Source organism: Vreelandella sp. ssv, from assembly GCF_059448525.1.
In genome coordinates this window covers 3,288,272-3,311,503 of record NZ_CM182545.1, presented here as the reverse complement: position 1 = coordinate 3,311,503, position 23,232 = coordinate 3,288,272, and the positions used below count along the sequence as shown (strand labels likewise).

General features: G+C 55.6%; 18 protein-coding genes. 14 read left to right on the top strand and 4 right to left on the bottom strand.

Going from position 1 to position 23,232, the window contains the following annotated elements; translation table 11 throughout:
- Window positions 1-257: 257 nt before the first annotated feature.
- The 3 genes from dapA (at window position 258) to purC (ending at window position 2,953) form a co-directional block, all read left to right on the top strand.
- A complete protein-coding gene (dapA, locus tag AC5TBW_RS15030; protein WP_495509339.1) occupies window positions 258-1,142 on the top strand; it encodes a 4-hydroxy-tetrahydrodipicolinate synthase in 885 nt (294 codons plus the stop codon).
- Between the two features lie 77 nt (window positions 1,143-1,219).
- Window positions 1,220-2,203, top strand: a complete 984-nt coding sequence (locus AC5TBW_RS15025; protein ID WP_495509338.1) for a lipoprotein, NlpB — start codon at window positions 1,220-1,222, stop codon at window positions 2,201-2,203.
- Window positions 2,204-2,236: 33 nt separating this feature from the next.
- On the top strand, window positions 2,237-2,953 hold the full coding sequence (purC, locus tag AC5TBW_RS15020) for a phosphoribosylaminoimidazolesuccinocarboxamide synthase (protein WP_495509337.1): 717 nt from the start codon (window positions 2,237-2,239) through the stop codon (window positions 2,951-2,953).
- Between the two features lie 15 nt (window positions 2,954-2,968).
- Here the strand turns inward: purC and tsaA are convergent, their stop codons facing one another.
- The gene (gene tsaA, locus AC5TBW_RS15015; RefSeq protein WP_495509336.1) at window positions 2,969-3,706 is read right to left on the bottom strand and encodes a tRNA (N6-threonylcarbamoyladenosine(37)-N6)-methyltransferase TrmO; all 738 of its coding nucleotides are present in this window, start codon (window positions 3,704-3,706) and stop codon (window positions 2,969-2,971) included.
- A gap of 173 nt (window positions 3,707-3,879) precedes the next feature.
- On the opposite strand from tsaA, the gene AC5TBW_RS15010 reads away from it, so the two are divergent.
- Window positions 3,880-4,404 (top strand): GNAT family N-acetyltransferase, encoded by a 525-nt coding sequence (locus AC5TBW_RS15010; RefSeq protein ID WP_495509335.1) that lies wholly within the window; start codon window positions 3,880-3,882, stop codon window positions 4,402-4,404.
- 22 nt (window positions 4,405-4,426) lie between these two features.
- Here the strand turns inward: AC5TBW_RS15010 and nadC are convergent, their stop codons facing one another.
- Window positions 4,427-5,281, bottom strand: a complete 855-nt coding sequence (nadC, locus tag AC5TBW_RS15005; protein WP_495509334.1) for a carboxylating nicotinate-nucleotide diphosphorylase — start codon at window positions 5,279-5,281, stop codon at window positions 4,427-4,429.
- A gap of 80 nt (window positions 5,282-5,361) precedes the next feature.
- On the opposite strand from nadC, the gene ampD reads away from it, so the two are divergent.
- The 7 genes from ampD to AC5TBW_RS14970 all read left to right on the top strand — a co-directional run bounded on the left by ampD (window position 5,362) and on the right by AC5TBW_RS14970 (window position 14,790).
- Window positions 5,362-5,943, top strand: coding sequence for a 1,6-anhydro-N-acetylmuramyl-L-alanine amidase AmpD (gene ampD, locus AC5TBW_RS15000; protein WP_495509333.1), 582 nt, complete (start codon window positions 5,362-5,364; stop codon window positions 5,941-5,943).
- A 384-nt stretch (window positions 5,944-6,327) separates the two neighbouring features.
- Window positions 6,328-9,000: a pyruvate dehydrogenase (acetyl-transferring), homodimeric type gene (aceE, locus tag AC5TBW_RS14995; RefSeq protein ID WP_495509332.1), complete on the top strand. Its 2,673-nt coding sequence runs from the start codon at window positions 6,328-6,330 to the stop codon at window positions 8,998-9,000.
- A gap of 58 nt (window positions 9,001-9,058) precedes the next feature.
- Window positions 9,059-11,098 carry a pyruvate dehydrogenase complex dihydrolipoyllysine-residue acetyltransferase gene (gene aceF, locus AC5TBW_RS14990; protein WP_495509331.1) on the top strand — a complete coding sequence of 680 codons (2,040 nt, stop codon included), beginning with the start codon at window positions 9,059-9,061 and terminating at the stop codon, window positions 11,096-11,098.
- Between the two features lie 255 nt (window positions 11,099-11,353).
- Entirely contained in the window at window positions 11,354-12,007 is a 654-nt protein-coding gene (gene adk / locus AC5TBW_RS14985; RefSeq protein WP_495509330.1) for an adenylate kinase, read from the top strand.
- A gap of 141 nt (window positions 12,008-12,148) precedes the next feature.
- Window positions 12,149-12,847, top strand: a complete 699-nt coding sequence (tsaB, locus tag AC5TBW_RS14980) for a tRNA (adenosine(37)-N6)-threonylcarbamoyltransferase complex dimerization subunit type 1 TsaB (RefSeq protein WP_495509329.1) — start codon at window positions 12,149-12,151, stop codon at window positions 12,845-12,847.
- Window positions 12,844-13,563, top strand: a complete 720-nt coding sequence (locus tag AC5TBW_RS14975; RefSeq protein ID WP_495509328.1) for a class I SAM-dependent methyltransferase — start codon at window positions 12,844-12,846, stop codon at window positions 13,561-13,563. The genes tsaB and AC5TBW_RS14975 overlap by 4 nt, the downstream gene beginning before the upstream one ends.
- 105 nt (window positions 13,564-13,668) lie before the next feature.
- On the top strand, window positions 13,669-14,790 hold the full coding sequence (locus AC5TBW_RS14970; RefSeq protein ID WP_495509327.1) for a phospholipase D-like domain-containing protein: 1,122 nt from the start codon (window positions 13,669-13,671) through the stop codon (window positions 14,788-14,790).
- Between the two features lie 15 nt (window positions 14,791-14,805).
- Here AC5TBW_RS14970 and AC5TBW_RS14965 read toward each other — a convergent pair whose 3' ends face one another.
- The gene (locus AC5TBW_RS14965) at window positions 14,806-15,465 is read right to left on the bottom strand and encodes a YecA/YgfB family protein (RefSeq protein ID WP_495509326.1); all 660 of its coding nucleotides are present in this window, start codon (window positions 15,463-15,465) and stop codon (window positions 14,806-14,808) included.
- A gap of 63 nt (window positions 15,466-15,528) precedes the next feature.
- On the opposite strand from AC5TBW_RS14965, the gene AC5TBW_RS14960 reads away from it, so the two are divergent.
- From AC5TBW_RS14960 to AC5TBW_RS14950, 3 genes are all read left to right on the top strand, one after another.
- Complete coding sequence (locus AC5TBW_RS14960; RefSeq protein ID WP_495509325.1) at window positions 15,529-16,077, top strand: SprT family zinc-dependent metalloprotease; 549 nt, start codon at window positions 15,529-15,531, stop codon at window positions 16,075-16,077.
- A 193-nt stretch (window positions 16,078-16,270) separates the two neighbouring features.
- Window positions 16,271-18,220 (top strand): acetate--CoA ligase, encoded by a 1,950-nt coding sequence (acs, locus tag AC5TBW_RS14955; RefSeq protein ID WP_495509324.1) that lies wholly within the window; start codon window positions 16,271-16,273, stop codon window positions 18,218-18,220.
- A gap of 261 nt (window positions 18,221-18,481) precedes the next feature.
- Window positions 18,482-19,144: a response regulator gene (locus tag AC5TBW_RS14950; protein WP_007113812.1), complete on the top strand. Its 663-nt coding sequence runs from the start codon at window positions 18,482-18,484 to the stop codon at window positions 19,142-19,144.
- A gap of 70 nt (window positions 19,145-19,214) precedes the next feature.
- Here AC5TBW_RS14950 and AC5TBW_RS14945 read toward each other — a convergent pair whose 3' ends face one another.
- A complete protein-coding gene (locus tag AC5TBW_RS14945; protein WP_495509323.1) occupies window positions 19,215-23,156 on the bottom strand; it encodes a hybrid sensor histidine kinase/response regulator in 3,942 nt (1,313 codons plus the stop codon).
- Window positions 23,157-23,232: the final 76 nt, after the last annotated feature.

Sequence of the window (23,232 nt, the reverse complement as noted above, 5' to 3'; positions counted from 1 at the left end):
AGCGAACTAGTGACGCACGATTACACGTAAGCCAGGGGCAGTTGTCAAAGCTCAAATCAGGCTGGTGACAAACTCGCACCGCTTTACGCTGTACAGGCTCTAATCGCCTGAGTACCATTTGCTCTCTGTGGAAAGCTGGCGCCTTATAAAAAGTATCGCGATGGCGCCTAGTTTTGACAAAGACATAGCACCTAAAATACGAAGCACTTAAAACATAGATAGTTGATATCACACTTTGGCTGGTGAGGAATAAACGGATGATCACAGGCAGCATCGTCGCCCTGGCGACGCCTATGAAGGTCAATGGCGACATCGACTGGGAGGCGCTCCGTCGTCTGGTGAACTTCCATCTCGAAAATGGCACCGATGCCATTGTGGCTGCTGGCACGACGGGCGAACCCACTACCATGTCCTTCGCGGAGCACTTTGATGTGATTCGCAGTGTCGTAGAAGAGGTCAATGGTCGCATTCCCGTCATTGCAGGTACTGGGGCTAACGCCACTTCTGAAGCGGTTGAGCTGGCGCGCTACGCCGGTGAAGTCGGGGCCGACTACTGCTTGTCGGTTTGCCCTTACTACAACAAGCCTACCCAGGAAGGCCTTTACCAGCACTTTAAAGCGGTCGCGGAAGGCAGCAAGCTGCCGGTCATTCTGTATAACGTGCCTGGCCGTACCTGCTCTGATCTCTATAACGAGACCGTCTTACGGTTGGCTGACGTAAATAATATTATTGGCTTGAAAGACGCTACGGGGAACCTGGAGCGTGCGGAAGATCTAATCACACGTCTGAAGGGCAGTGGCTTTATGCTCTACTCCGGTGATGATGCGACCGCCTGTGACTTTATGTTGATGGGTGGCCATGGTGATATCTCCGTGACCGCCAATGTGGCCCCACAAGCGATGCACGACCTGTGTACCGCTGCCGTGGCGGGTGATGCTGATAAAGCCCACCAAATTAATACGCGTTTGATGCCACTGCACACCAATCTGGGTATAGAGTCCAACCCTATTCCCGTAAAGTGGGCGCTGAATCGCATGGGCTACGCTGACGCGGGTATTCGTTTGCCGCTGACTTGGCTGTCCGAAAAGTACCACGCCACGGTGAGCGAAGCGCTGCAGATGGCAGGCGTCGTAGAGGAGTAACCCGGCGCAGTACCCTTTGTTACCCAGCTCGCTTTTCGCTGAGCTGGGTACCTGATTTGTTGACTTAAGGTGGCTTGATGAGCTCTGTGCTTGAAATACGTGCGCTTAAATGGGTTCCGCTGGCACTTGCAGCGGCTGTCGCGCTATCTGGTTGCGCGCGAGATGGTTTTTATCACGACCGTAACTTGGACTACACCGAAGCCGCCCCGGCACCGCCTCTAGTGTTGCCGGAGACCCGTGATGCTCAACGATACCGCGATGCGCTGCCGGTTCCTCAAGCCGCCACCCAAGGAACACGGCTTGACGAAGCGGCAGAAATTCGCCCGCCCCAATCGCTGGCCATTGGCAGTGGGTTAGAGCCTGAGTATGTCGAGCGTCGTGAAGTCGGCGATCAGGCTTGGCTTGTGGTGGCTGCTGACACCGGTACGGTGTGGCCGCAGTTGGAAGAGTTTGTACGTAGCCGTCAGTTAGCCGTCCAGGAGAGTAGTGCTTCCCGGGGCATTATTGTGACTTCCCAGGCGGAAATACGTTTACAAAGTGCGCTGCGTGCGGGCAGCAGTGAAGTTCGCTGTGAGCGTGGCGGGCAAACCATGGCGAGCTGCCTAGAGGCGCTGGAAAGCCATCTAAGTGCGCGCAGCGCATCCGCCAGCGTGTCATCTTCCTGGACCGCTCAGCGCCTCACCGACGAGCAGACAATGCAAATTCGTCAGCAGGGTGAAGAGTGGGAAGTTGTAATTCCGCAGCCCGTTGACCGCGTTTGGGCAGAGCTGAACCACTATCTGGAACTGGATTTTGCTCAGGAAGGGCAGCGTGATTTGCTGGCCGCCGATCCGGCTAGTCACGAATTCATGATTGAATATATGACCGAGACTGAGCGTAATCGTAACCCGCTACAAATTGTGTTCAGCGCGGACGTGCGCAAGATGTCGCAAGAGATCCGTCTTGCCCTACAGCCTGACGGCGACAAGACGATTCTGCGTGCCATTAACGCCAGTGAACGGGCATTCAGCGCCGACGATCAGCGCGAGCTGCTTGAGCGTGTCTCCGGTTATTTACGTTAATTTAATTGATTCTTGATCCCTTACGGAGCCCCCATGGAAAAGCGCCAAGAACTCTACGCCGGTAAGGCGAAATCTGTGTATACCACCGACGATCCGGATTTGTTGGTGCTCAATTTTCGTGATGACACCAGCGCCTTTGATGGCAAAAAAATGGAGTCGCTGGCCCGTAAAGGGATGGTCAACAACATCTTTAACGCCTTCATTATGGAGCGACTGCAGGAAGCGGGCATTCCCACCCACTTTGAAAAGCAGCTCTCTAACACGGAGAGTCTGGTCAAAAAGATGCAGATGATCCCGGTGGAGTGCGTAGTGCGCAATATCGCTGCGGGTGGTTTGGTAAAGCGGTTAGGCGTGGAAGAGGGTATTGCACTAACACCCCCTACCTTCGAGCTGTTCTTAAAGAATGACGAGAAGGGCGACCCGATGATCAATGAATCTCTGGCCGAGACGTTCGGCTGGGCGACGCCTGAGCAGTTGGCTAAAATGAAAGCACTAACCTTTAAGGTTAATCATATTCTCAAGGCGCTGTTCGCCGCTGGCGATATGCTGCTGGTGGATTACAAGCTTGAGTTTGGTGTGTTCAAAGGCGAGGTTGTACTGGGGGATGAGTTCTCCCCTGATGGCTGCCGTCTATGGGATGCCAATACCCGGGAAAAACTCGATAAGGACCGCTTCCGTCAAGGGTTGGGCGGTGTGATCGAGGCCTACGAAGAAGTAGGCCGTCGCCTAGGTATTAGCTTTCCCGCTTAAGCCGCTCTCGTTGGCTTATTGCTCGGCGTAAGGTTCGATAGCCATCACCTCTAAGGTGGTGGCTTCGCCTTTTTGGCGAGGGCAAAATTTAATGTCCACATCTCGCAGCCTTACCCCATAAAGTCGATCAGAAGCACTCCCTTGTTGCTTGTAGGCGGGTCTTGGATCCTGGCGTAGCACCTGCTCAATTAATGCATACAGAGAGGCACTGTCTGGACGTTGGGCGAGGGTGTCCAGTGCCGCAGGGTGAAACGACACCGCCATGAGTGACGGTGGCTGAGGCGCAAAACCGGCCTGGGCGTTAGGCTGGGAGTCGGCCCAGGGTAGGTAGGGTTTGATATCAACGACGGGCGTGCCGCTAACCAAGTCGCAGCCCTGCAGCTCCAACACCACGCCTTGCAGGGTGTTGATGCCAGTGAGTTTAACCAGTGACAGCCCCAAGCGATTCGGACGGTGGGTGCTGCGACTGGCGAATACCCCCACTTTTTTATTGCCGCCCAAGCGCGGTGGCCTGACGAGTGGCGACCAGCGATCAGGGCTCTGGTGAAAAATAAAGCTTAGCCAAAGGTGGCTGAAGTCTTCAAGGCCGCGCACCGCAAGAGGATCGTTGTAGGGGGGCGTAAGCACCAAGCAGGCATTGGCAGCGGGTGCAAGCCCCGGCTGGCGCGGAATACCAAATTTATCAGGGTAGTCACTGATTACGTGGCCAATGGGCCTCAGCGTAAAATGCTCGCTGTTAGGGGCATCGTCCATCACACTGCCTTTTGCTAAAGTTGATCTATATAGGGTTGGTCCCCATCGTGTAAAGCCACGAAGCACGAAGCCAGGAAGTAGTATAAAGCAGGCCAACGGCTCAAGCGTGACCAAATAGGGTGTGATCGAATGCGGCTTGATCAAATGTTAGTTGAACAGCGCAAAGGTGATGCATGAGTAATATTGAGGAGCAGCCAATGCCAGCGAGTGCGCGCATTATGTATCGCGCAGCGCTGGCGCGCGATGCCGCCGATCAGGCGGAAGTGTTTTACCACGCCGTTATGCAGGGTGCTGCTACCCACTACACGTTGGATGAGCGGCGGGCCTGGGCCAATGCTTTGCCCCGGGAAGGCAATGCTTGGAGAGTGCGGCAGGCGCTCTACAACACTTTGATTGCCACCTGCGATGGGCGCTGCGTGGGCTTTCTAGAGTTAGATTTAGCCGCCGGGCGGGTGGAAACGCTTTATGTATGGCCCTCGTTGACCGGACGTGGCATTGGCACCACGCTGCTGGTACACGCTGAGCGCTTGCTGCTAGAGCAGGGGCTTGGAAGGGTCGAAATAGAGGCCAGTACTATGCTCTATGAGCGCCTGATGCGCCGTGGCTGGGAAAACCACGGCGAGGAGTGGGTCGAGCGAAGCGGGGAGCGACTGCAGCGTTATAAGCTTTCTAAACCGTTAAATGCCGTCGAAACCTAGGCATCTGAAATAATTACTAACGTCACACGGTATAGCTGCGGGTAATGCGCATGGAAAGGTCGATTGAGGCGATATCCTTGGTCAACGCACCGCTAGAGATACAGTCAACGCCGGTGTCGGCGATTGCCCGTAGCGTTGCGTCGTCCACATTGCCTGATGCTTCTAAGGTGGCTCGACCACCATTGATTTCGACGGCAACGTGCAGGTCTTCGATAGCAAAATTATCAAGCATGACAATATCGACACCCGCTGCCAGCGCCTGATCCAGTTCCTCAAAGGTTTCTACCTCCACTTCCACAGGCAGGTCGCTGGCCAGCTTGCGCGCCTGGGCAACCGCCGCCTGGATGCCCCCGCAGGCAGCAATGTGGTTCTCTTTAATCAAGAACGCATCCCATAGCCCAATACGATGGTTATGACCGCCACCGCAAGTGACGGCATATTTTTGCGCCAAGCGCATCCCGGGAAGGGTTTTACGGGTATCGAGCAAGCGTACGCCCGTGCCTTCAATCAAGTCCACGTAAGCGCGAGTGGCGGTAGCGGTGGCAGACAACGTTTGCAGCACATTGAGGGCCGCGCGTTCGCCGGTTAGCAGGGTGCGGGCAGGGCCTTCCAGGGTTAAAAAGCACTGGCCTGCGGTAAGCTGATCACCGTCGGCAGCTTTCCAGCGTAGGCTTACACGGTTATCCAAACGGCGAAATATTTCATCCACCCAGGCAGCGCCGCACAATATGGCGGTTTCACGGGTAATAATATCGGCGGTGGCCCATTGGTGTTCAGGGATCAATTGCGCGGTAATATCACCCGGACCGACGTCTTCTGCCAACAGGCGAGCAGCGCTGGCGCGGATTTCTTCAGCAAGAGCGGATTGATAATGCATGACAGTGAGTTCTCTGAACGTCGTCGAGTGTAATAGACATTATAGTGAAAGAGAGCGCTAACGTAGAGGAGGCCTTGCGCGTGGAAGAGAAACAATCCCTTGGCAACTGGTGGACAACGGCACGACAGGTCGTCTCACCCAACTGCGATACTAGACCCGCCGATGATGTGTCGCTGCTACTCCTCCATGCAATTAGCTTGCCTCCCGGCGAGTTTAGCGGAGATGCTATTGAGGCGCTGTTCACCAATCAGCTGGCAGTAGGTGAGCACCCGTTTTTTGCTGAAATTGCCCACCTCCGAGTTTCCGCGCATTTTCTAATACGTCGCGACGGTGAATGCGTTCAATTTGTTGATACAGATCAACGTGCATGGCATGCAGGGCGCTCCTGCTGGTGGGATGCTCATCAAGTAAGGTGGCGGACGGCGCTGAACGATTTCTCGGTGGGTATTGAGCTTGAGGGGGATGACATTACGCCCTACACCAAAGCCCAGTATAACGCTCTGGTAGAGGCGACAGTGTGGCTGATGGAGCGCTACCCACAGTTACATAGTCGCCGCATAACCAGCCATGCTCATGTGGCGCCGCTGCGTAAAACTGACCCAGGCCCGGCGTTTGACTGGGCATATTTTCAGCAGCGGCTAGCGTTGCGAGCTGGGCGTTAGCATATTATGTAAGTCTTTCACTATCATAGAATAAAACGGTAGTTTAATTACAATTTATGATCTGTTAGTGGAGTCAGCTAATACTCTAGGGAATGCTTATGTTGCAGTGCAGTAGTTTGTTTTCGATAGGCTTTTCCGTCGCGACGGAATTGGCAGCGTGGCGACTTTGCGGTATCTTCGCATATACAAAAGACTAACTTTTACGACATTTATGTAGTTTTACTACATCATAAACACGTAGCTTGTTGAATATAGAGCTAAAAACCCTATCTGGTGTTGATTCACCGGCAGCGTGTTGGCGGGTGGTCGTATTCCACGCCGCTGCCCCAGGCCCTTCAGGGTGGCGGGGCTTATTGTCATTTATCGTCATTCGGAGAGACCTCTATGAGTCTGGAGACAAGAGAAGATCTCGATCCGATCGAAACTACGGAATGGATTGATTCCCTAGAGTCGGTATTGGATCGTGAGGGCGAAGATCGTGCCCGCTACCTGATGACCCGCTTGGCGGATCGCCTGCGCCGGGACGGGATGAAGGTGCCCTTCTCGGTGACAACCCCGCACCGAAATACTATTCCGGTTCACCGCGAAGCACCGATGCCTGGCGATCTGTTCATGGAGCGCCGTATTCGCTCTTTGATCCGCTACAACGCTATTGCACAGGTTATTCGCAACAATCGCGCCAAGCCGGGCTTGGGCGGTCACATTGCCAGCTTCATGTCATCTGCCACGTTATATGACGTGGGCTTTAACCACTTTTTCCGCGCGCCCCAGGGCGATTTTGCCGGTGATTTGGTGTATATCCAGGGTCATGTGGCGCCGGGCATCTACGCACGTTCCTATTTGGAAGGGCGCCTGAGCGAAGAGCAGATGGACAAATTCCGCCAGGAAGTCGATGGCGATGGTCTCTCTTCTTACCCGCACCCGTGGTTGATGCCGGACTATTGGCAGTTCCCCACGGTTTCTATGGGTCTCGGGCCGATTCAGGCAATTTATCAAGCGCACGTGATGAAGTACCTCCATCACCGTGAGCTGAAAGATATGTATGACCGCAAGATCTGGTGCTTCATGGGCGATGGCGAGTGTGATGAGCCGGAATCCCTCGGTGCCATTTCTCTGGCCGGCCGCGAAAATCTCGATAACCTGATCTTCGTTATCAACTGCAACCTGCAGCGCCTCGACGGTCCTGTGCGCGGTAACTCGCGTGTTATGGACGAATTCGAAGGCGTCTTCCGTGGTGCTGGCTGGAACGTGATTAAGGTGGTCTGGGGTCGTCACTGGGATCCGCTGTTCGAGAAGGATAAGAAAGGCATCCTTCAGAAACGTATGGACGAAGCGGTCGATGGCGAGTACCAGAACTACAAAGCCAACGGTGGCGCTTACACCCGCGAGCACTTCTTTGGCAAGTATCCAGAAACCGAAGCGATGGTCAAAGACCTCTCTGACGAAGATATCTGGAAGCTCAACCGCGGCGGTCACGATCCGTTCAAGGTTTACGCGGCGTATAACGAAGCGGTTAACACCTCCAACGGCAAGCCCACGGTCATCCTGGCGCACACCGTTAAAGGCTACGGCATGGGTAGCGGCGATGGCGAAGCGGCCAACGAAGCGCACCAGGTCAAGAGTATGGAGTACGAAGCACTCAAGACCTTCCGCGATCGCTTCGGTATTCCGTTAACCGACGAGCAGCTCAAAGACGTGCCGTATTACAAGCCGGAAGATGACTCTCCCGAGCTCAAGTATATGCATCTGCAGCGCGAGCGTCTGGGCGGCTACCTACCCAGCCGTCAAAGCGACTTCGAGGCCCTGGAGATCCCCAGCCTCGAAGACAAGACCTTTGCCTCGCAAATGGGTGGTTCGAAAGGTCGTGAAGTCTCGACTACCATGGCGTTTGTGCGGGTACTTAACGGCCTGGTCAAAGATAAGACGCTGGGCAAGAAAGTAGTACCGATTATTCCTGACGAAGCGCGCACCTTCGGTATGGAAGGCATGTTCCGCCAGTTGGGTATCTACACTTCGGAAGGTCAGAAGTACGAGCCGGTGGATAAAGGCCAGATCATGTTCTACCGCGAGGATCAGAAAGGCCAGATCCTTGAAGAAGGTATTACTGAAGCGGGCGCGATGTCGGCCTGGATCGCCGCGGCGACCTCCTACAGCAACAACAACGTCACGCTACTGCCGTTCTACATCTACTACTCGATGTTTGGCTTCCAGCGCATCGGCGATCTGGCCTGGGCGGCGGGTGACCTGCAAGCCCGTGGCTTTATGGTCGGCGGCACCGCAGGGCGCACCACGCTTAACGGCGAAGGCCTGCAGCACCAGGATGGCCACAGCCTGATTCAGGCCTCCACCATTCCTAACTGCCGCAGCTACGACCCGACATATGCTCATGAAGTGGCCGTTATTGTACAGGATGGTCTGAAGCGCATGTTCACCGATAAGGAGAACTGCTTCTACTACCTGACAGTGATGAACGAAAACTACGAGCACCCTGCGCTGGAAAATGTACCGGTCGACGATATCGTCAAAGGTATGTACCTGCTGCGCGAAACCAAGGGCGACAAAGGCCGCGTTCAGCTGCTGGGTTCTGGCACCATTCTGCGCGAAGTCGAAGAGGCGGCCACGCTGCTTGAGAACGATTGGGGCATCGGTGCCGATATCTGGAGCGTGACCAGCTTTAACGAGCTCCGCCGAGAAGCGCTTTTGCTCGACCGTGAAGCCTTCCTAAGCCCAGATGCGGAGGCCAATAAGCCTCACGTCACCAAGTGCCTGGAAGGGCGCGATGGCCCGGTTATCGCTTCAACCGATTACATGAAGCTATATGCGGATCAGGTGCGCGCCTGGGTGCCGGGTGACTACACTGTACTGGGTACCGATGGCTTTGGCCGTTCAGATACCCGCGAGAAGCTTCGCTACTTCTTCGAAGTAGATCGTTACTTCGTCACTGTAGCAGCGCTGCGTGCGCTGGCTGATCGCGGCGAGATTGATCGCAAGCTTGTCGGCGAAGCGCTGAAGAAGTACGGCATTGACGCCAATAAGCCTAACCCGCTGACTAGCTAAACCGCTGCCCGGTGGGCGAACGCCCACCGGCTCGATCCGATTTGGAAGGAGCGCGACCTTGAGTAGCGAAATCATCAAAGTTCCCGATATCGGTGGCGATACCGATGTCGAAATCATCGAGATTGCGGTGTCAGAAGGCGACGTCATTGAAGCGGAAGACACCCTGATCACTCTGGAATCTGACAAAGCCAGCATGGACGTACCGGCCCCGAAAGGTGGCAAGGTCATCAAAGTGCTGGTCAAAGAAGGCGATAGCGTTTCCGAAGGTGACGATATCGTAGAGCTGGAAGTTGAAGGCGAGGACGACGGTAACAGCGAAGCGTCTAGCAGCGATGACGCCGAGCCAGAAGCAGCCCCTGCAAAAGAAGAGCAGCCGAAAGAGGCGTCTCAAGAGCAGAAGCCAGCGGCTAAAAAAGCAGCCGGTGGTAAGCAAACCGTTGATATTAAAGTTCCGGATCTCGGTGGTGCTGACAGCGTCGAAATTATCGAAGTCGCCGTAAGTGAAGGTGATGAGGTTGAAGCCGAAGATACGCTGATTACCCTGGAGTCTGACAAAGCCTCCATGGATGTACCCAGCCCCTACAGCGGTAAAATCGTTAGCTTCACGGTGAAAGAAGGCGACAGCGTCTCCGAAGGCGACGTAATCGGTCAGATGGAGATTGCGGGCGAAGGCGGCGACGAAAGCGAAGACGCCCCTGAAGAGCCAACCACTAGCCAGGCCAGCAGTGAGCCGGAAGAGTCCGCTGACGAAGACGATCAGGAAGAGGCCGCTAGCGGCGAGCCGGAGCGCAAAGAAATTCGCGTGCCGGATCTTTCTGGCGCTTCTGACGTGCCGATTATTGAGATTGGCGTGGCGGCAGGTGACGAGGTAAATGAAGAAGACCCGCTGATTACCTTAGAGTCTGATAAAGCCTCTATGGACGTCCCTAGCCCGTACAAAGGCAAGCTTCTTGAGCTGACGGTAAAAGAGGGCGACACCGTCTCTGAAGGCGATGTAATTGGCTATATGGAAGTGGCTGGTGCCAAAAAAGCGGCACCGAAAAAAGCTGCCCCAGAAAAAACCAAGCAGAGCAGTGACAGTCAGGAGAGCAAGGGCAGCGCCAAGCCTTCGGAGTCGCCGTCAGGTACGCCCAGCCCGGAAGCTCAGATGGCAGCCCATAAGCCTCGCGATGGGAAGCTGGTTCACGCCGGCCCGGCGGTGCGAATGCTGGCCCGTGAACTAGGCGTCGATTTAGGGTTGGTAAAACCCAGCGGCCCGAAAGATCGCGTCGTTAAAGAAGACGTGCAGTCTTACGTGAAGCAGGCGATTGCCAATCAAGGCAAAGCCCAGCCAGGCGCGGCAGCCGCGGCCACCGGTGGTGCGGGTATCCCGGCAATTCCAGAAGTCGACTTTAGCCAGTTTGGTGAAGTGGAAGAGAAACCGATGGGTCGCCTGCTTAAAATGGGCGCCACCAACCTGCATCGCAGCTGGCTCAATGTGCCCCACGTCACGCAGTTCGACGAAGCGGACATTACTGAGCTTGAAGCCTTCCGTAAGGCGATGAAAGCCGAAGTGGAAGCGCAGGGTGCCAAGCTAACGCCGCTGCCGTTTATGGTCAAAGCCTGTGCCTTTGCGCTGCGTAAATTCCCGCAGTTCAACGTCAGCTTGAAGGGCGATGGCGAAACTCTGGTATGGAAGAACTATGTCCATATTGGTATCGCTGTTGATACGCCCGATGGCCTGATGGTGCCCGTTGTGCGTGACGCCGACAAGAAATCCCTGGTCGAGATTGCCAAGGAGATGGCGGAGCTGGGCAAGAAAGCACAGACCAAAAAGCTCAAACGCGACGAGATGACCGGTGGCTGTTTCACTATTTCGAGCCTCGGTTCGATAGGTGGCACGGCGTTTACGCCGATCGTCAATGCGCCGGAAGTGGCTATTTTGGGTGTCTCTAAGGCGCAAATGAAGCCGGTATGGGATGGTGGTGCCTTCCAGCCGCGCCTAATGATGCCACTATCGCTCTCCTACGATCACCGTGCGATCAACGGCGCCGATGCAGCAAGATTCACTGCCTTCCTGGCAGATGTATTGACCGATATTCGTCGCTTACTGCTGTAACGGTTAGCGATGTGCTTTCACAAGCGGCGCCCTTATGGGCGCCGCTTGTGTTTGCTAAATGGCTAGTAGGTCGACCAAAGTGGTAGTTTTACGGCATTTGGCTGTTTTAATTTAAAAAAATTGAAATAAAAGCGGGTCTCTCAGGCTTTTGGGGAGTTGTGTCGCCTGAGAGGCGCGGTTATTGTCGGTTAACAGATTTTTCATACTCATTTTTCATACTCATTTTTCATACTAAGACTTTCAAGGAGCAGAGCCATGCGTTTAATCCTGTTGGGTGCCCCCGGCGCGGGGAAGGGGACTCAAGCTCAGTTTATTTGCGAGCAATTTAAGATTCCTCAAATTTCCACCGGGGATATGCTGCGCACTGCCATTAAAGATGGCACTGAGCTAGGCCTAAAAGTAAAAGAGATCATGAACAGCGGTGGCTTGGTGTCTGACGACATCATCATCGATCTGGTCAAAGAGCGTATTAGCCAGCCAGACTGCGAAAATGGCTTTCTGTTCGATGGCTTCCCGCGCACGATTCCGCAGGCTGATGCCATGAAAGAGGGCGGCGTTAAGCTGGATCACGTGGTGGAAATTGCGGTACCCGATGAAGAGATCGTTAACCGCTTAGCGGGACGTCGTGTTCACCAGGCGTCTGGTCGGGTTTATCACGTTGAGCACAATCCGCCCAAAGAGCCGGGCAAAGATGATGTCACTGGCGAAACGCTTATCCAGCGTGAGGATGATCAAGAGTCCACGGTGCGCAATCGTCTGTCGGTTTATCACGATCAAACCGCTCCGTTGGTTGATTACTATCAGCAGTGGGCCGCCCAGGATCCGCAGAGCGCTCCCCAATATCACCGCATTGAAGGCGTAGGCAGCGTGACCGATATCACTCGCCAGGTAAAAGAAGCGCTCAGTTAATACACGCTATTGGCTAATGGCACCGGTTTTAAGCATCTTTCGCATTTTTTGCATTTGGGATGGCCCGCTTAGGCGGGCCATCGTCGTGATAGCCTGACAAAGGTATAATGTCGCAATCTTTCTTTCGAGTGGCCACTTGCTATGCCGTTACATCTGCTTGCCCTTGACGCTTCATCTAGCGCTTGCTCCGTGGCTCTGCTGAGTCAAGACGATGCGGGGTCTGAGTGCCTAGCGCGTTTTGAAATGACGCCCAGAGCCCATACCCGTCGGTTGCTGCCGATGGTGGATGAAGTGCTTGCTGTAGCGCAGGTAACGCCTTCCCAGCTTGATGCCGTCGCATTTGGTCGTGGCCCAGGTTCGTTTACCGGACTGCGTATCGCGGCGGGCGCAGCCCAAGGGCTGGCATTTGGCCTCGACTGCCCGCTACTGGGGATCTCTACGCTGGAAGCGCTGGCCCTTCAGGCCCATCGCCGTTATCACCTCCGCCACGTGGTGACAGCGTTGGATGCCCGCATGGGCGAGGTATATGCCGCGACCTGGCACTGCCTGAAAGACACTATTACGCCGATGAGCGCCGAGGCCGTGCTGGCGCCTGAGGCACTGCGACTGCCCGGCGACGAAACCGACTGGGTAGGCGTGGGCAGCGGCTTTTCGCTATGGGATCGCTTTACTGTCGATGTGCAGCTAAGCATGCCTCAGCATTTGGGTGATTTAGAGCCCCGCGCCGAAGAGATGGCGTGGCTGGCGGCGCGTGACTTTGCCGCTGGGTTGGGTCAGTCGGCGCATTTGGTTCAACCGGTATATCTGCGTAACGATGTCGCTTGGAAAAAGCCCGCATGAGCTTTGGGAAGAGCGATGTTGAAAGCATCGTGCTGCCTGACGGCCTTCGCTTGGTGCAGGACGAAGAAGGATTGGCACTAGTCGGTGATGAAAAACGCTACGGTAAGCCGCTCAGCGTCGATTTTGTGGCGGGCAAAGCGGCCCATCGTCGACGCTTTGGCGGTGGGCGGGGGCAGCTAGTCGCCAAGGCTTGTGGGCTAGCCAAGGGCGTGTCACCCAGCATTGTCGATGCAACGGCAGGGCTAGGCCGCGATGCGTTTGTGCTGGCCAGTCTAGGCGCCCAGGTGCTGTTGATTGAGCGGGTTGCGGCTATTGCAGCGCTGCTGGGCGATGGCCTGGCGCGCGCCGCCAGGCATAGCGACACGGCAGACATTGCCGCCCGCATGACGCTGCGCCATGGTGATGCGGCTCAATCCCTGGTGGAGCTTGTCGCCAGCGCTCATTTTGCGCCTCAGGTAATTCATCTCGATCCGATGTTTCCCCATCGTGAAAAATCGGCCTTGGTAAAAAAAGAGATGCGTCTGTTTCGTGAGCTAGCGGGTGATGATGACGACGCTCCGCGTCTGCTTGAAGCGGCGCTGGATGTGGCGACTCATCGCGTGGTGGTAAAGCGCCCACGTAAAGCACCGCCTATCGGTGGCCCTGCGCCGCAGCACACCCTAGAGGGTAAAACCAGCCGCTACGATCTGTATGTCCATCGTTCATTAGTGCGTTAGTCCAGTGCTCAGATAGTACTGAAATGAGATAGTGCTGAAATGAGATAGTCCTCAAGTGAGATAGCCCTGACGCGAGATAGCTCAGTGGCAATGCAAGGAGCACCCATGCTGCAAGCGTGGCGAGAAGGAAATCGATTTACGCTGCTGCCGGAAGCTTCGCGCTTTCTGCCAGCCATGTTTGAAGCAGTACATAGTGCTCGTCACTATGTGTTGGTCGAACTCTATTTGATGGAGTCGGGAGAGCTTGCGGATCAAGTCAGTGATGCGCTTATTGATGCTGTTCAGCGCGGCGTCAGCGTCTATTTACTGCTGGATGGGTATGGCTCGATGGGTCTTTCCAACGAGGATCGTCAGCGGTTGAGAGCTGGCGGCGTACAGCTGCGCTTTTTTAACCCGATCGGTTTTCACTCCTTAACACTTAATTTAAGCCGCGATCACCGCAAAATAGTCGTGATTGACGGCGAACTTGCGTTTACCGGTGGCTTTGGTGCGGTAGATGAGTTTCTCAATGCCTGGTATGAGATTGCGCTGCGTATTGATGGCCCCGTGGTGGCTGACTGGGAGCAGCTTTTCCGGCGGCTTTGGAACTCGCGGCTAACCCGCAATGAGAAAGGCGATAAAAGCGTGGGGGCGTTGCCTGATCGGCGTGAACCTCGAGCGCATGCCAATGGCGTACCTGGGCGTGCGATGTCGGCACGAGGCTATCGATACCAGGCCATTCGCCATTCACTGCATGAGCGTGTTAATCATGCCCAAAATCAGCTATGGCTGTGTACCCCCTATTTTGTGCCGACCTTCGCGCTACGTCGGCGCTTGGTTCGTGCCGCCCGACGCGGAATTGACGTACGCTTACTGCTGCCTGGGGCAAAGCATGACCACCCCGGCGTGCGTTTTGCCGGCCAACGTTTCTACCATTCGTTGCTGAAAGCGGGCGTACGTATTTATGAGTTTCAGCCCACCTTTATCCATGCCAAATTCGTGCTTGCCGATGAGTGGGTCAGCATTGGTTCGTGTAACTTTGATCACTGGAATTTGCACTGGAACCTAGAAGCAAACCAAGAAGCGATGGACCCACAACTAGCGGCGGAAGTACGCGAACTATTTGAGCGTAACTTTGCCGCCAGCCAGGAGGTGGATGCAGCGGCCTGGGCGGCGCGCCCCTGGGGCCAGCGCGCCAAAGAGTGGATCTATGGATTACTGGATGGAATCATCACGCGGCTCAAATGAGGGCTACTGATAGCACTAGCGTTTCTTGCCCTTGGCGGGCGTTTTCTTGCGTGGCTTGGGTTTGGGGGTTTCCGGCGGCACGCGGTAATGCAGGTAAAGATCCAGGACGAGCTCTGGCAGTTGCACCACGAGAGACTCCTGACGCGCTTGATCCTTAGCCAGCTCGGCCAAGTCAGGCTCTTCGTCGAACAGGCCGGAGAGCAGCATAAACGGCAGCAAGAGGGCGGCGGCGGCCTCTTCATCGTCCTGGAACCAGGCGCTCTCGTCGCTGAAGACACCCTCCATAAAGCCCGCACACCAGTCGCCAATGGGGGTTTCCTCGGCGGGTTCACCACCCAGCGTTAGCTCAAACGGCAATTCAGGCAAGCCGCCTTGCTCGAGTACCGCCACCGCATTGTCACGCAGTAGCGTGAGGAGGGTGATAATCTCATCACGCTCGGCGTCGTCGGCGTAGCGCGGCTCGCCCTGAAACAGCTCAGCCAGCCACTGAGTCGGCGGCACTTCGCTGGGTGCCACGGCAAGGGCGACTAAAAAGCCATGGGCGGAGATGAGATCCAGAGCATCTTCGTCGACTTGATCAGAGTCGAGGAAGTCGTCCAGTCTATCCAGCTGCTCATCCTCAAGCAGTGGCTGTGGTGGCGTGTTCGTTTCAGGCGTATCGCTGCGCTCTGCCATGAGTAAAGCCTCGTTAATACAAATGTTCATCAATGGTTACCTATAACGGCTAGTTTATCACTAATGAAGACGTCACCACTGCCTCCTTGGCCTGCCACTGAATTGGCGGCCATGTCGGAAACAGAGCTGCATCGAGCCACGCTTACTCGCGTTGAACAGGCGTGGCAGCGCTGCTGTGAAGTATGCCCTGCGCTGCCAGCCCCAAACGTGTGGTTTAACCTGCGTGGCGCTTCGGCTGGGCAGGCGCACCTTGGCCACGGTGGCCTGCGTTTTAATCCAGTACTGCTGAGTGAAAACCGGACGGCGTTTTTTGATGAGGTGATTCCCCACGAAATGGCTCACTGGCTGGTGTTTCATTTGGACAATGGCCCGCGTTTAAAACCTCATGGCCGCGAATGGAAAACGGTCATGCGCGACCTTTTCGGCTTAGTTCCCAGCGTGACCCATCGGTTTGATATTAAGCAGGCGCAGTCCGCACCTTATCGTTACCAGTGCGATTGCCGCTTTCATCAATTTACCCCGAGACGTCATGCTTTAGTGGTAAACGGGCGTCATTACCGTTGTCGACACTGCGCTAAGACATTGGTCTACAGGCCGGAAGTTGATTTGTGATTCGTTTATAAATGTTTGTTTTTTAAATAAAAAATGATAATACCAATGTCTAAGGGGAAGCCCGCGCGAGGAGGTTTATGCTAGGGGAACATTAATGTCAGTCGATACTCCTGATAATGACCAATAAGCCCATAAATAATCGTATCGACTACAGTTTCTTAGAGAGTGCATTTTCACGGACAGAGGCAATTTTATGAGCGATCAACAGAACGTCTATCCGGTGCGCGACGATTTCGCCGCCAATGCCTGGGCCGATAAAGCCAAATATGAGGCCATGTATCAGCAGTCGATAGACGACCCGGAAGGCTTCTGGTCTGAACAGGCCAAGCGGCTCGACTGGATTAAAGCGCCCAGCAAAATCAAAAATACCTCCTTTGCGCGTGACAATGTCGATATTCGTTGGTTTGAGGATGGTCTACTGAACGTCAGCGCCAACTGCCTTGACCGCCATCTGGATAAACGCGGCGATCAGACGGCAATCATTTGGGAAGGCGACAACCCCGATGAGTCCAAACATATTACCTATCGCGAACTCTATGCCCGTACGAATCAGCTGGCTAACGCGCTGAAAGAGCTGGGCATCGGTAAAGGCGATACCGTCACGCTGTATATGCCGATGATTCCCGAAGCGGCCATGGCGATGCTTGCCTGTTCGCGCATCGGGGCCGTTCACTCGGTTGTCTTTGGCGGCTTCTCGCCGGACGCCGTTGCCCAGCGGGTCATTGGCGCCGACTCCAAATTGGTGATTACCGCCGATGAGTCCGTGCGCGGTGGCAAGCACGTGCCGCTCAAGGAGAATGTGGACGCCGCGCTGACCCGTGACGGCACCGATGTGTGCAAAAACGTCCTGGTGGTGAAGCGCACCGGCGGTGAGATTGAGTGGAAAGAGGGCCGCGATGTCTGGTTTGACGAGCTGGTCGACAAGCAGTCAAGCGAGTGTGAACCGGAAGCCATGGGCGCCGAAGACCCACTGTTTATTCTCTACACTTCGGGTTCTACCGGTGCGCCTAAAGGCTTGAAACACACCACTGGCGGCTACCTGACCTACGCCGCCATGACCCACCAGTACGTGTTTGACTATCAAGAGGGCGAAATTTACTGGTGCACCGCAGACGTTGGCTGGGTCACTGGACATAGTTATATCGTTTATGGACCCCTGGCCAACGGTGCAACTACCCTGATGTTTGAGGGCGTCCCCAGCTATCCCACCCATGGTCGTATGGGGGAGATCGTTGATAAGCACAACGTCAATATTCTCTATACTGCGCCCACCGCAGTGCGTGCTCTGATGGCCCATGGCGACAATGTCATGGACTCTAGCAAGCGCGATAGTCTGCGCCTGTTGGGCTCCGTGGGCGAACCGATTAACCCGGAAGCCTGGGAGTGGTTCTACCGCGTTATCGGCAACGAAAAATGCCCGATCGTGGATACCTGGTGGCAAACCGAAACCGGCGGCATCATGATTGCGCCGCTACCGGGTGCTACGCCGCTTAAACCGGGTTCTGCGACCGTACCGTTCTTCGGCGTGCAGCCCGCGCTGGTCGATAACGAAGGGAATATACTGGAAGGCGCCACTGAAGGTAACTTGGTGATGCTTGACGCTTGGCCGGGTCAGGCGCGCTCTATTTGGGGTGACCATGAGCGCTATGTTCAGACCTACTTCTCGACCTACGACGGTATGTACTTCACGGGTGACGGCTGTCGCCGCGATGAGGATGGCTACTACTGGATCACGGGACGTGTGGATGATGTTCTGAACGTGTCTGGTCACCGTATGGGCACCGCAGAGATTGAGTCCTCTCTGGTAGCGCATAGCGCCGTTGCGGAAGCAGCCGTTGTTGGCTTTCCTCACGATATTAAGGGACAAGGCATCTATATCTATGTCACCCTGAATGATGGTATCGAGGCGACAGACGAACTCAAGAAAGAGCTGACCCAGTGGGTGCGTAAAGATATTGGCCCGATTGCTTCACCAGATGTCATCCAGTGGGCGCCAGGTTTGCCGAAAACCCGCTCCGGTAAAATCATGCGCCGTATCCTGCGCAAGATTGCCGCCAACGAGTGTGATGGCTTGGGCGATACCAGTACGCTGGCCGACCCTTCGGTGGTTGATGAGCTGATTGAGCATCGCGCCAATCAGTAATGGCGACAATGCCGTAGGCTGTTTAGCCTAATCAGGCCTGTTTATCTCGTAAAGCCGTGCCGACCTGAGTAGGTCGGCACGGTTGTGTTTATAGATATGCGTTTATAGATACGCGTTTCACTTGTGTGAACGATCTATTATAAATTGTGCATGTGATGCTTGGGCATGATGAAGCCCATGGGGTACCATGCTTCACAACCGTAAGAGCCTAGCGTCGCGGCGGCAGACAACCCCGCTGATCGAGGAACCGGAGGAATATCCATGGCAGTAGCTCATAAGTTTATCGTCGCTGACGATCACCCGCTGTTTCGTGCAGCGCTGACCCAAGCGTTACGCCAGTTGGCCCCCCAGGCGGAAATTGTCGAAGCGGATACCATGGAAGCCACCACTGATGTGGTGAATCGCCACCCAGATGCCGATTTGATTCTGCTGGATCTGCACATGCCGGGAGCCCACGGCTTCTCTGGCCTGATCCAACTGCGCGGCCAGATGCCCGATATCCCCGTTGCGGTAGTGTCTGGCAGCGATGAACCTTACGTCGTGCGTCGTGCTATTGACTACGGCGCGTCGGGTTTTATCCCTAAATCATCGTCTCTACAGCTAATTGCTGAAGCCGTCGGCGAAATTCTACAGGGCGAAGTATGGTTGCCTGAGGCGTTAGCCAACGTACTGGAAGAGACCAGCGAAGAAGAGTCGCGCTTTGCCGAGGCGATCGCTTCATTAACGCCCCAGCAGTTTCGGGTGCTGAATATGCTGACCGAAGGCCTGCTGAATAAACAGATCGCTTATGAACTGAGTGTTTCTGAAGCGACCATCAAGGCCCACGTTACGGCGATTCTACGCAAGCTTGGCGTGCACTCGCGCACACAGGCCGTTATCGCTGCTCAGAAACTGGAAGTCGAACCGCCGAAAGTCGTCTCCTAAATTCTCACAGATCGGGGCTCTTCTTGACCGTAATCCCTGTTCGCAATTCACTTAAATCCAGCTGCGGCGCTTAGCGCGCCGCGCGATTGGCCTGTAGCGTGCGTGTTAATAGCGCTCGCAGCGCCGCCGGTTTTACGGGTTTCAACAGCAGTTGATAGCCTGCCCGCTTTATCTCCTCGGCGACCACTTCAGTGCGGTCAGCGGTAATCACAATCCCAGGTACGGCTCCTTCAAGACGTTCACTGAGTGCTTCCAGTGCCATTAAGCCGGTAACCTCATTGTCCAGATGGTAGTCCGCCAGAATAGCGTCCGGGTCTCCATCCATGTTACGTAGAATGGATTTGGCCCCACCGATGCTGGTGGCGGTAAACACTTCACAGCCCCAGCCGCTTAGCATGGCGGTCATGCCTTCCAAGATCAGCGTTTCGTTATCGATACATACAATTCGCGTGCCGCTAAGCTTTTGAGTGCCGCGGCGTGCCTGGGGCTCAAGCTCCGTATCGCTGGCTTCACGGGGTGTGACGATCGGCACGCTGACGGAGAAAACCGCCCCTTTACCGACCGTGGAGCGTACTTTGATGGGGTGATCCAACACGCGGCTCATGCGGTCAGCAATCGAAAGCCCCAGCCCCAGCCCTTTCTCGCTCTCTTTGTGTCGAGACACCTGATCCAAGCGGCGGAATTCCTGAAAGATCTCGGTGAGTTTGGATTCAGGAATGCCGGGGCCGCTGTCCCATACTTCAATGGAGAGCCAGCCGTTTTGGCGACGGCAGCCCAGCAGTACGCGCCCCTCTTGGGTGTAACGAATCGCATTGGAGAGGAAGTTTTGTACGATACGTCGCAGCATCTGCGGATCGGAATCCACCCAAAGATGGGTAGGTACGACCTCCAGGTCCAATCCGCGGTCATCTGCCATCACCTCAAACTCGGCGCGTAGCGGGCGAACGATATCCGCCAGGGCAAAGTGACTGCGGCGGGGCGTTAGGGCGCCTGCGTCCAGCTTGGAGATATCCAGCAGGGTGCTGAGCAACTCTTCAGCAGCCTGCAGTGAGTTATCGATATGACCCACAATGCGCTGGGTATCGGTGGTGGTCACGTTCTGCATTAAGGCGGAGGTGAATAGCCGTGCCGCGTTAAGCGGCTGCAACAAGTCATGGCTGGCCGCCGCCAAAAAGCGCGTTTTAGAGGCATTGGCATCTTCGGCTAGCTGTTTAGCCTGGCGCAAGGCGAGCTCCGCCTCAGCGCGGACACGGTTCTCCTGACGCAATGCCGCGTTGGCTTCCGAGAGCGCCTGGGTACGTTCACGCACGCGCTCCTCAAGGGTTTCGTTGGTCTCTTTAAGCGCTATTTCGGCCTGGCGGCGCTCGGTAATATCCTGATAAAGCGCAAAGAAGCCCAGAATCGCCTGGCTGTCACCAAAGTGTGGCGTGTAAGTCACCAACATATAGCGCATGGCGTCGTTTACCCGCAGCGACACCTCAAAGCTGACCCGCTCACCGTTCAACGCACGGGCGACCCATGGTGCGCGTTCTTCTGCTTGTTTAACCTGCAGAACATCTTCAAAGCGGCGGCCGATAACCGCATTCCGGTCAATGCTGAAGGCTTGCTCGTAAGCGCGGTTGGTAAACAGGTAACGGCACTCTTTGTCGAAGTAAGCAATCAGCGCGGGCACGTTATCGGTATAGATTCGAATATTGTTTTCCGATCGAATCAGCGCCTCTTCGATCCGCTTCTGTTGGGTAATGTCCTGATAGGTATACACAAAGCCGCCGCCGGGCATAGGGTTGCCCTGCACTTCCAGCACGCTGCCATCCTGGCGGTAGCGCACGTAGCGGTGGGGTTGGCCTTCGCGAATATTGTCGAGTAGCAGCTGCACGTGCTCTTCTGGATCACCCGGGCCATATTCGCCGTTGTGAGCGTTGTAGCGGAAGATGCGGTCAATGGGTGCGCCAACACGAATCAGGTGGTCAGGAAAGCGGAATAGCTCCAGGTAGCGCTGGTTCCACACCACCAGACGCAGGTTCTGGTCGACAACGCTGATGCCCTGATTGATATTCTCGATGGTGGCCTGGAGCAGCGCTCGGTTGAACTCCAATACCTGAGAGGCTTCGTCGACAATCGAGATTACATCCGAAATGCCGATGCCGCGCCCCTGCAGCGCCGAGTTAACCACGATACGCGCCGATGAAGCACCCAGTACCGAGGCCAGAAAGCGTTCGGTGAACTGAATAATATCAATCGAGGCGCGGGTGCCGTCATCCAGCGGTTTACCAGCACGACGGGCGTAATCTTCAAAGGCGCGATCCACCTGTCCGGCACCCAGAAAGCGTTCGCAGAGGACTTTTAAGTCGCCGACGGTGGTCGCCCCGGTCCAGGGGCGGTTCACTGAGGTTTGACGCGTTTCCACGCTATCCACGAACAGTGAGGCCTGAATACGCTCGACCACGCGTTGCGAGGTCACCTGGGAAACAAAAATGTAGCAGAACAGATTAACCCCGAGTGACAGCATCACGCCGTGAGTAAAGCTGTCGCCCAAGTTGAGCCCAAACAGTGCCGTAGGCGATAGCCAGTTAAGCCCCAGCGGGCCGCCCTCAAGCCACATTGCCGGAAGAACACCGGCATTGATCATGGCGGGTAGCAATAGGCTATAGGCCCAGATGGCAAAGCCCGCATTCATGCCGACGATCACCCCAAGCCGATTACCGCGCTTCCAGTAAAGCCCGCCAATCACCGCAGGGGCAAACTGTGCGGCGGCGGCAAACGACAGCATGCCAATGGAGGCCAGCGAGGTGAACTCGGCAATCAGTTGGTAGAAGCCGTAGGCCATGGCCAGTACGGCGACAATGGTTAAGCGCCGCGCACGCAGTACCAGACGACCATAATCCCGGGCTTTGGTATCAAACCAACGCAGCCGAAACAGCGCTGGAATAACAATTTCATTGGAGATCATGATCGACACCGCCACCGCGGCCACAATGACCATGCCGGTAGACGCCGAGAAGCCGCCGATAAAGGTGAGTAGCGTCAGCCACTGGTGGCCCGAGGCCATGGATAGCGCCAGTACATAGGTATCGGGCTCTACGCCGCTTTCGGAAAACAGCAGCAGCCCAGCGCCGGCCAAGGGCACTACAAAAAATGCAATGGCGAGCAGATAAAGCGGGAACAGCCAGCGGGCTTTGGTGGCGTCGTCAGGGTGAATGTTCTCGACCACCGCCACATGAAATTGGCGCGGTAGACACAGAATCGCCAGCATGGCGAGCAGGGTCTGCGCCCAGAAGCTCTGGCCAAAATCTTGATTGGCGAGCTGGCGCTGGAGTTCAAGTTGACTCTCTGCGTGTCCCATCAGCTCACCCAGACCACCAAACATTCCCCAGGTAACAAAGGCGCCGAGTACGACAAAGGCCAACAGTTTGACCAACGACTCAAACGCGACGGCGTGGATTAAGCCTTCGTGGTGTTCGGTGGCATCGGTATGCCGAGTACCAAATAGAATCGCAAAGATGGCCATCACAATGGCCACGTAGAAGGCCGTATCGCCAAATAGCGGCGTATGGGTGACATCGGAGGCGTCGGTGAGCACACTAAAGGTTGTGGAGACCGCTTTCAGCTGTAGCGCGATATAGGGCAGGGTGCCGACCAGGGCGACCAGACTGGCAAAGGCGGCCAGCGACTGGGTTTTACCGTAGCGGGAGGCGATAAAGTCGGCAATTGAGGTAACGTTTTGGTGTTTAGCGACGCGGATCATTTTGGCCAACACCGGCCAGAACAGTAAAAACGTCAATATCGGGCCAACGAAGATGCTCGCAAACGACCAGCCCGCGGTGGCTGCCTGGCCCACTGCGCCGTAAAACGTCCACGAGGTACAGTAGATCGCCAGCGCCAGGCTATAAATGATCGGACGCCGCCGGGTGGCGCCATGGGTACGCGCGCGGCGATCACCATACCAAGCAATGCCAAATAAAACGGCAATATAAAGTAGCGATACCGCAACCAGTAGCCCGCCGTGAAACATGCCTTTCTCCCCGCCAGAGTGTGCGACCCACTTAACGTGCGCTAATCAAAAGGGTTCATTCTAGGCGAAACAGTGG

Excerpts from the sequence above, each read along its gene's own strand:
- adk (WP_495509330.1), top strand. The coding sequence starts at position 11,354 with ATGCGTTTAATCCTGTTGGGTGCCCCCGGCGCGGGGAAGGGGACTCAA.
- nadC (WP_495509334.1), bottom strand. The coding sequence starts at position 5,281 with ATGCATTATCAATCCGCTCTTGCTGAAGAAATCCGCGCCAGCGCTGCT.
- dapA (WP_495509339.1), top strand. The coding sequence starts at position 258 with ATGATCACAGGCAGCATCGTCGCCCTGGCGACGCCTATGAAGGTCAAT.
- tsaB (WP_495509329.1), top strand. The coding sequence starts at position 12,149 with ATGCCGTTACATCTGCTTGCCCTTGACGCTTCATCTAGCGCTTGCTCC.
- AC5TBW_RS14945 (WP_495509323.1), bottom strand. The coding sequence starts at position 23,156 with ATGTTTCACGGCGGGCTACTGGTTGCGGTATCGCTACTTTATATTGCC.
- purC (WP_495509337.1), top strand. The coding sequence starts at position 2,237 with ATGGAAAAGCGCCAAGAACTCTACGCCGGTAAGGCGAAATCTGTGTAT.
- AC5TBW_RS15025 (WP_495509338.1), top strand. The coding sequence starts at position 1,220 with ATGAGCTCTGTGCTTGAAATACGTGCGCTTAAATGGGTTCCGCTGGCA.
- aceE (WP_495509332.1), top strand. The coding sequence starts at position 6,328 with ATGAGTCTGGAGACAAGAGAAGATCTCGATCCGATCGAAACTACGGAA.
- AC5TBW_RS14975 (WP_495509328.1), top strand. The coding sequence starts at position 12,844 with ATGAGCTTTGGGAAGAGCGATGTTGAAAGCATCGTGCTGCCTGACGGC.
- AC5TBW_RS14960 (WP_495509325.1), top strand. The coding sequence starts at position 15,529 with ATGAAGACGTCACCACTGCCTCCTTGGCCTGCCACTGAATTGGCGGCC.
- tsaA (WP_495509336.1), bottom strand. The coding sequence starts at position 3,706 with ATGGACGATGCCCCTAACAGCGAGCATTTTACGCTGAGGCCCATTGGC.
- AC5TBW_RS14965 (WP_495509326.1), bottom strand. The coding sequence starts at position 15,465 with ATGGCAGAGCGCAGCGATACGCCTGAAACGAACACGCCACCACAGCCA.
- AC5TBW_RS15010 (WP_495509335.1), top strand. The coding sequence starts at position 3,880 with ATGAGTAATATTGAGGAGCAGCCAATGCCAGCGAGTGCGCGCATTATG.
- AC5TBW_RS14950 (WP_007113812.1), top strand. The coding sequence starts at position 18,482 with ATGGCAGTAGCTCATAAGTTTATCGTCGCTGACGATCACCCGCTGTTT.
- acs (WP_495509324.1), top strand. The coding sequence starts at position 16,271 with ATGAGCGATCAACAGAACGTCTATCCGGTGCGCGACGATTTCGCCGCC.
- AC5TBW_RS14970 (WP_495509327.1), top strand. The coding sequence starts at position 13,669 with ATGCTGCAAGCGTGGCGAGAAGGAAATCGATTTACGCTGCTGCCGGAA.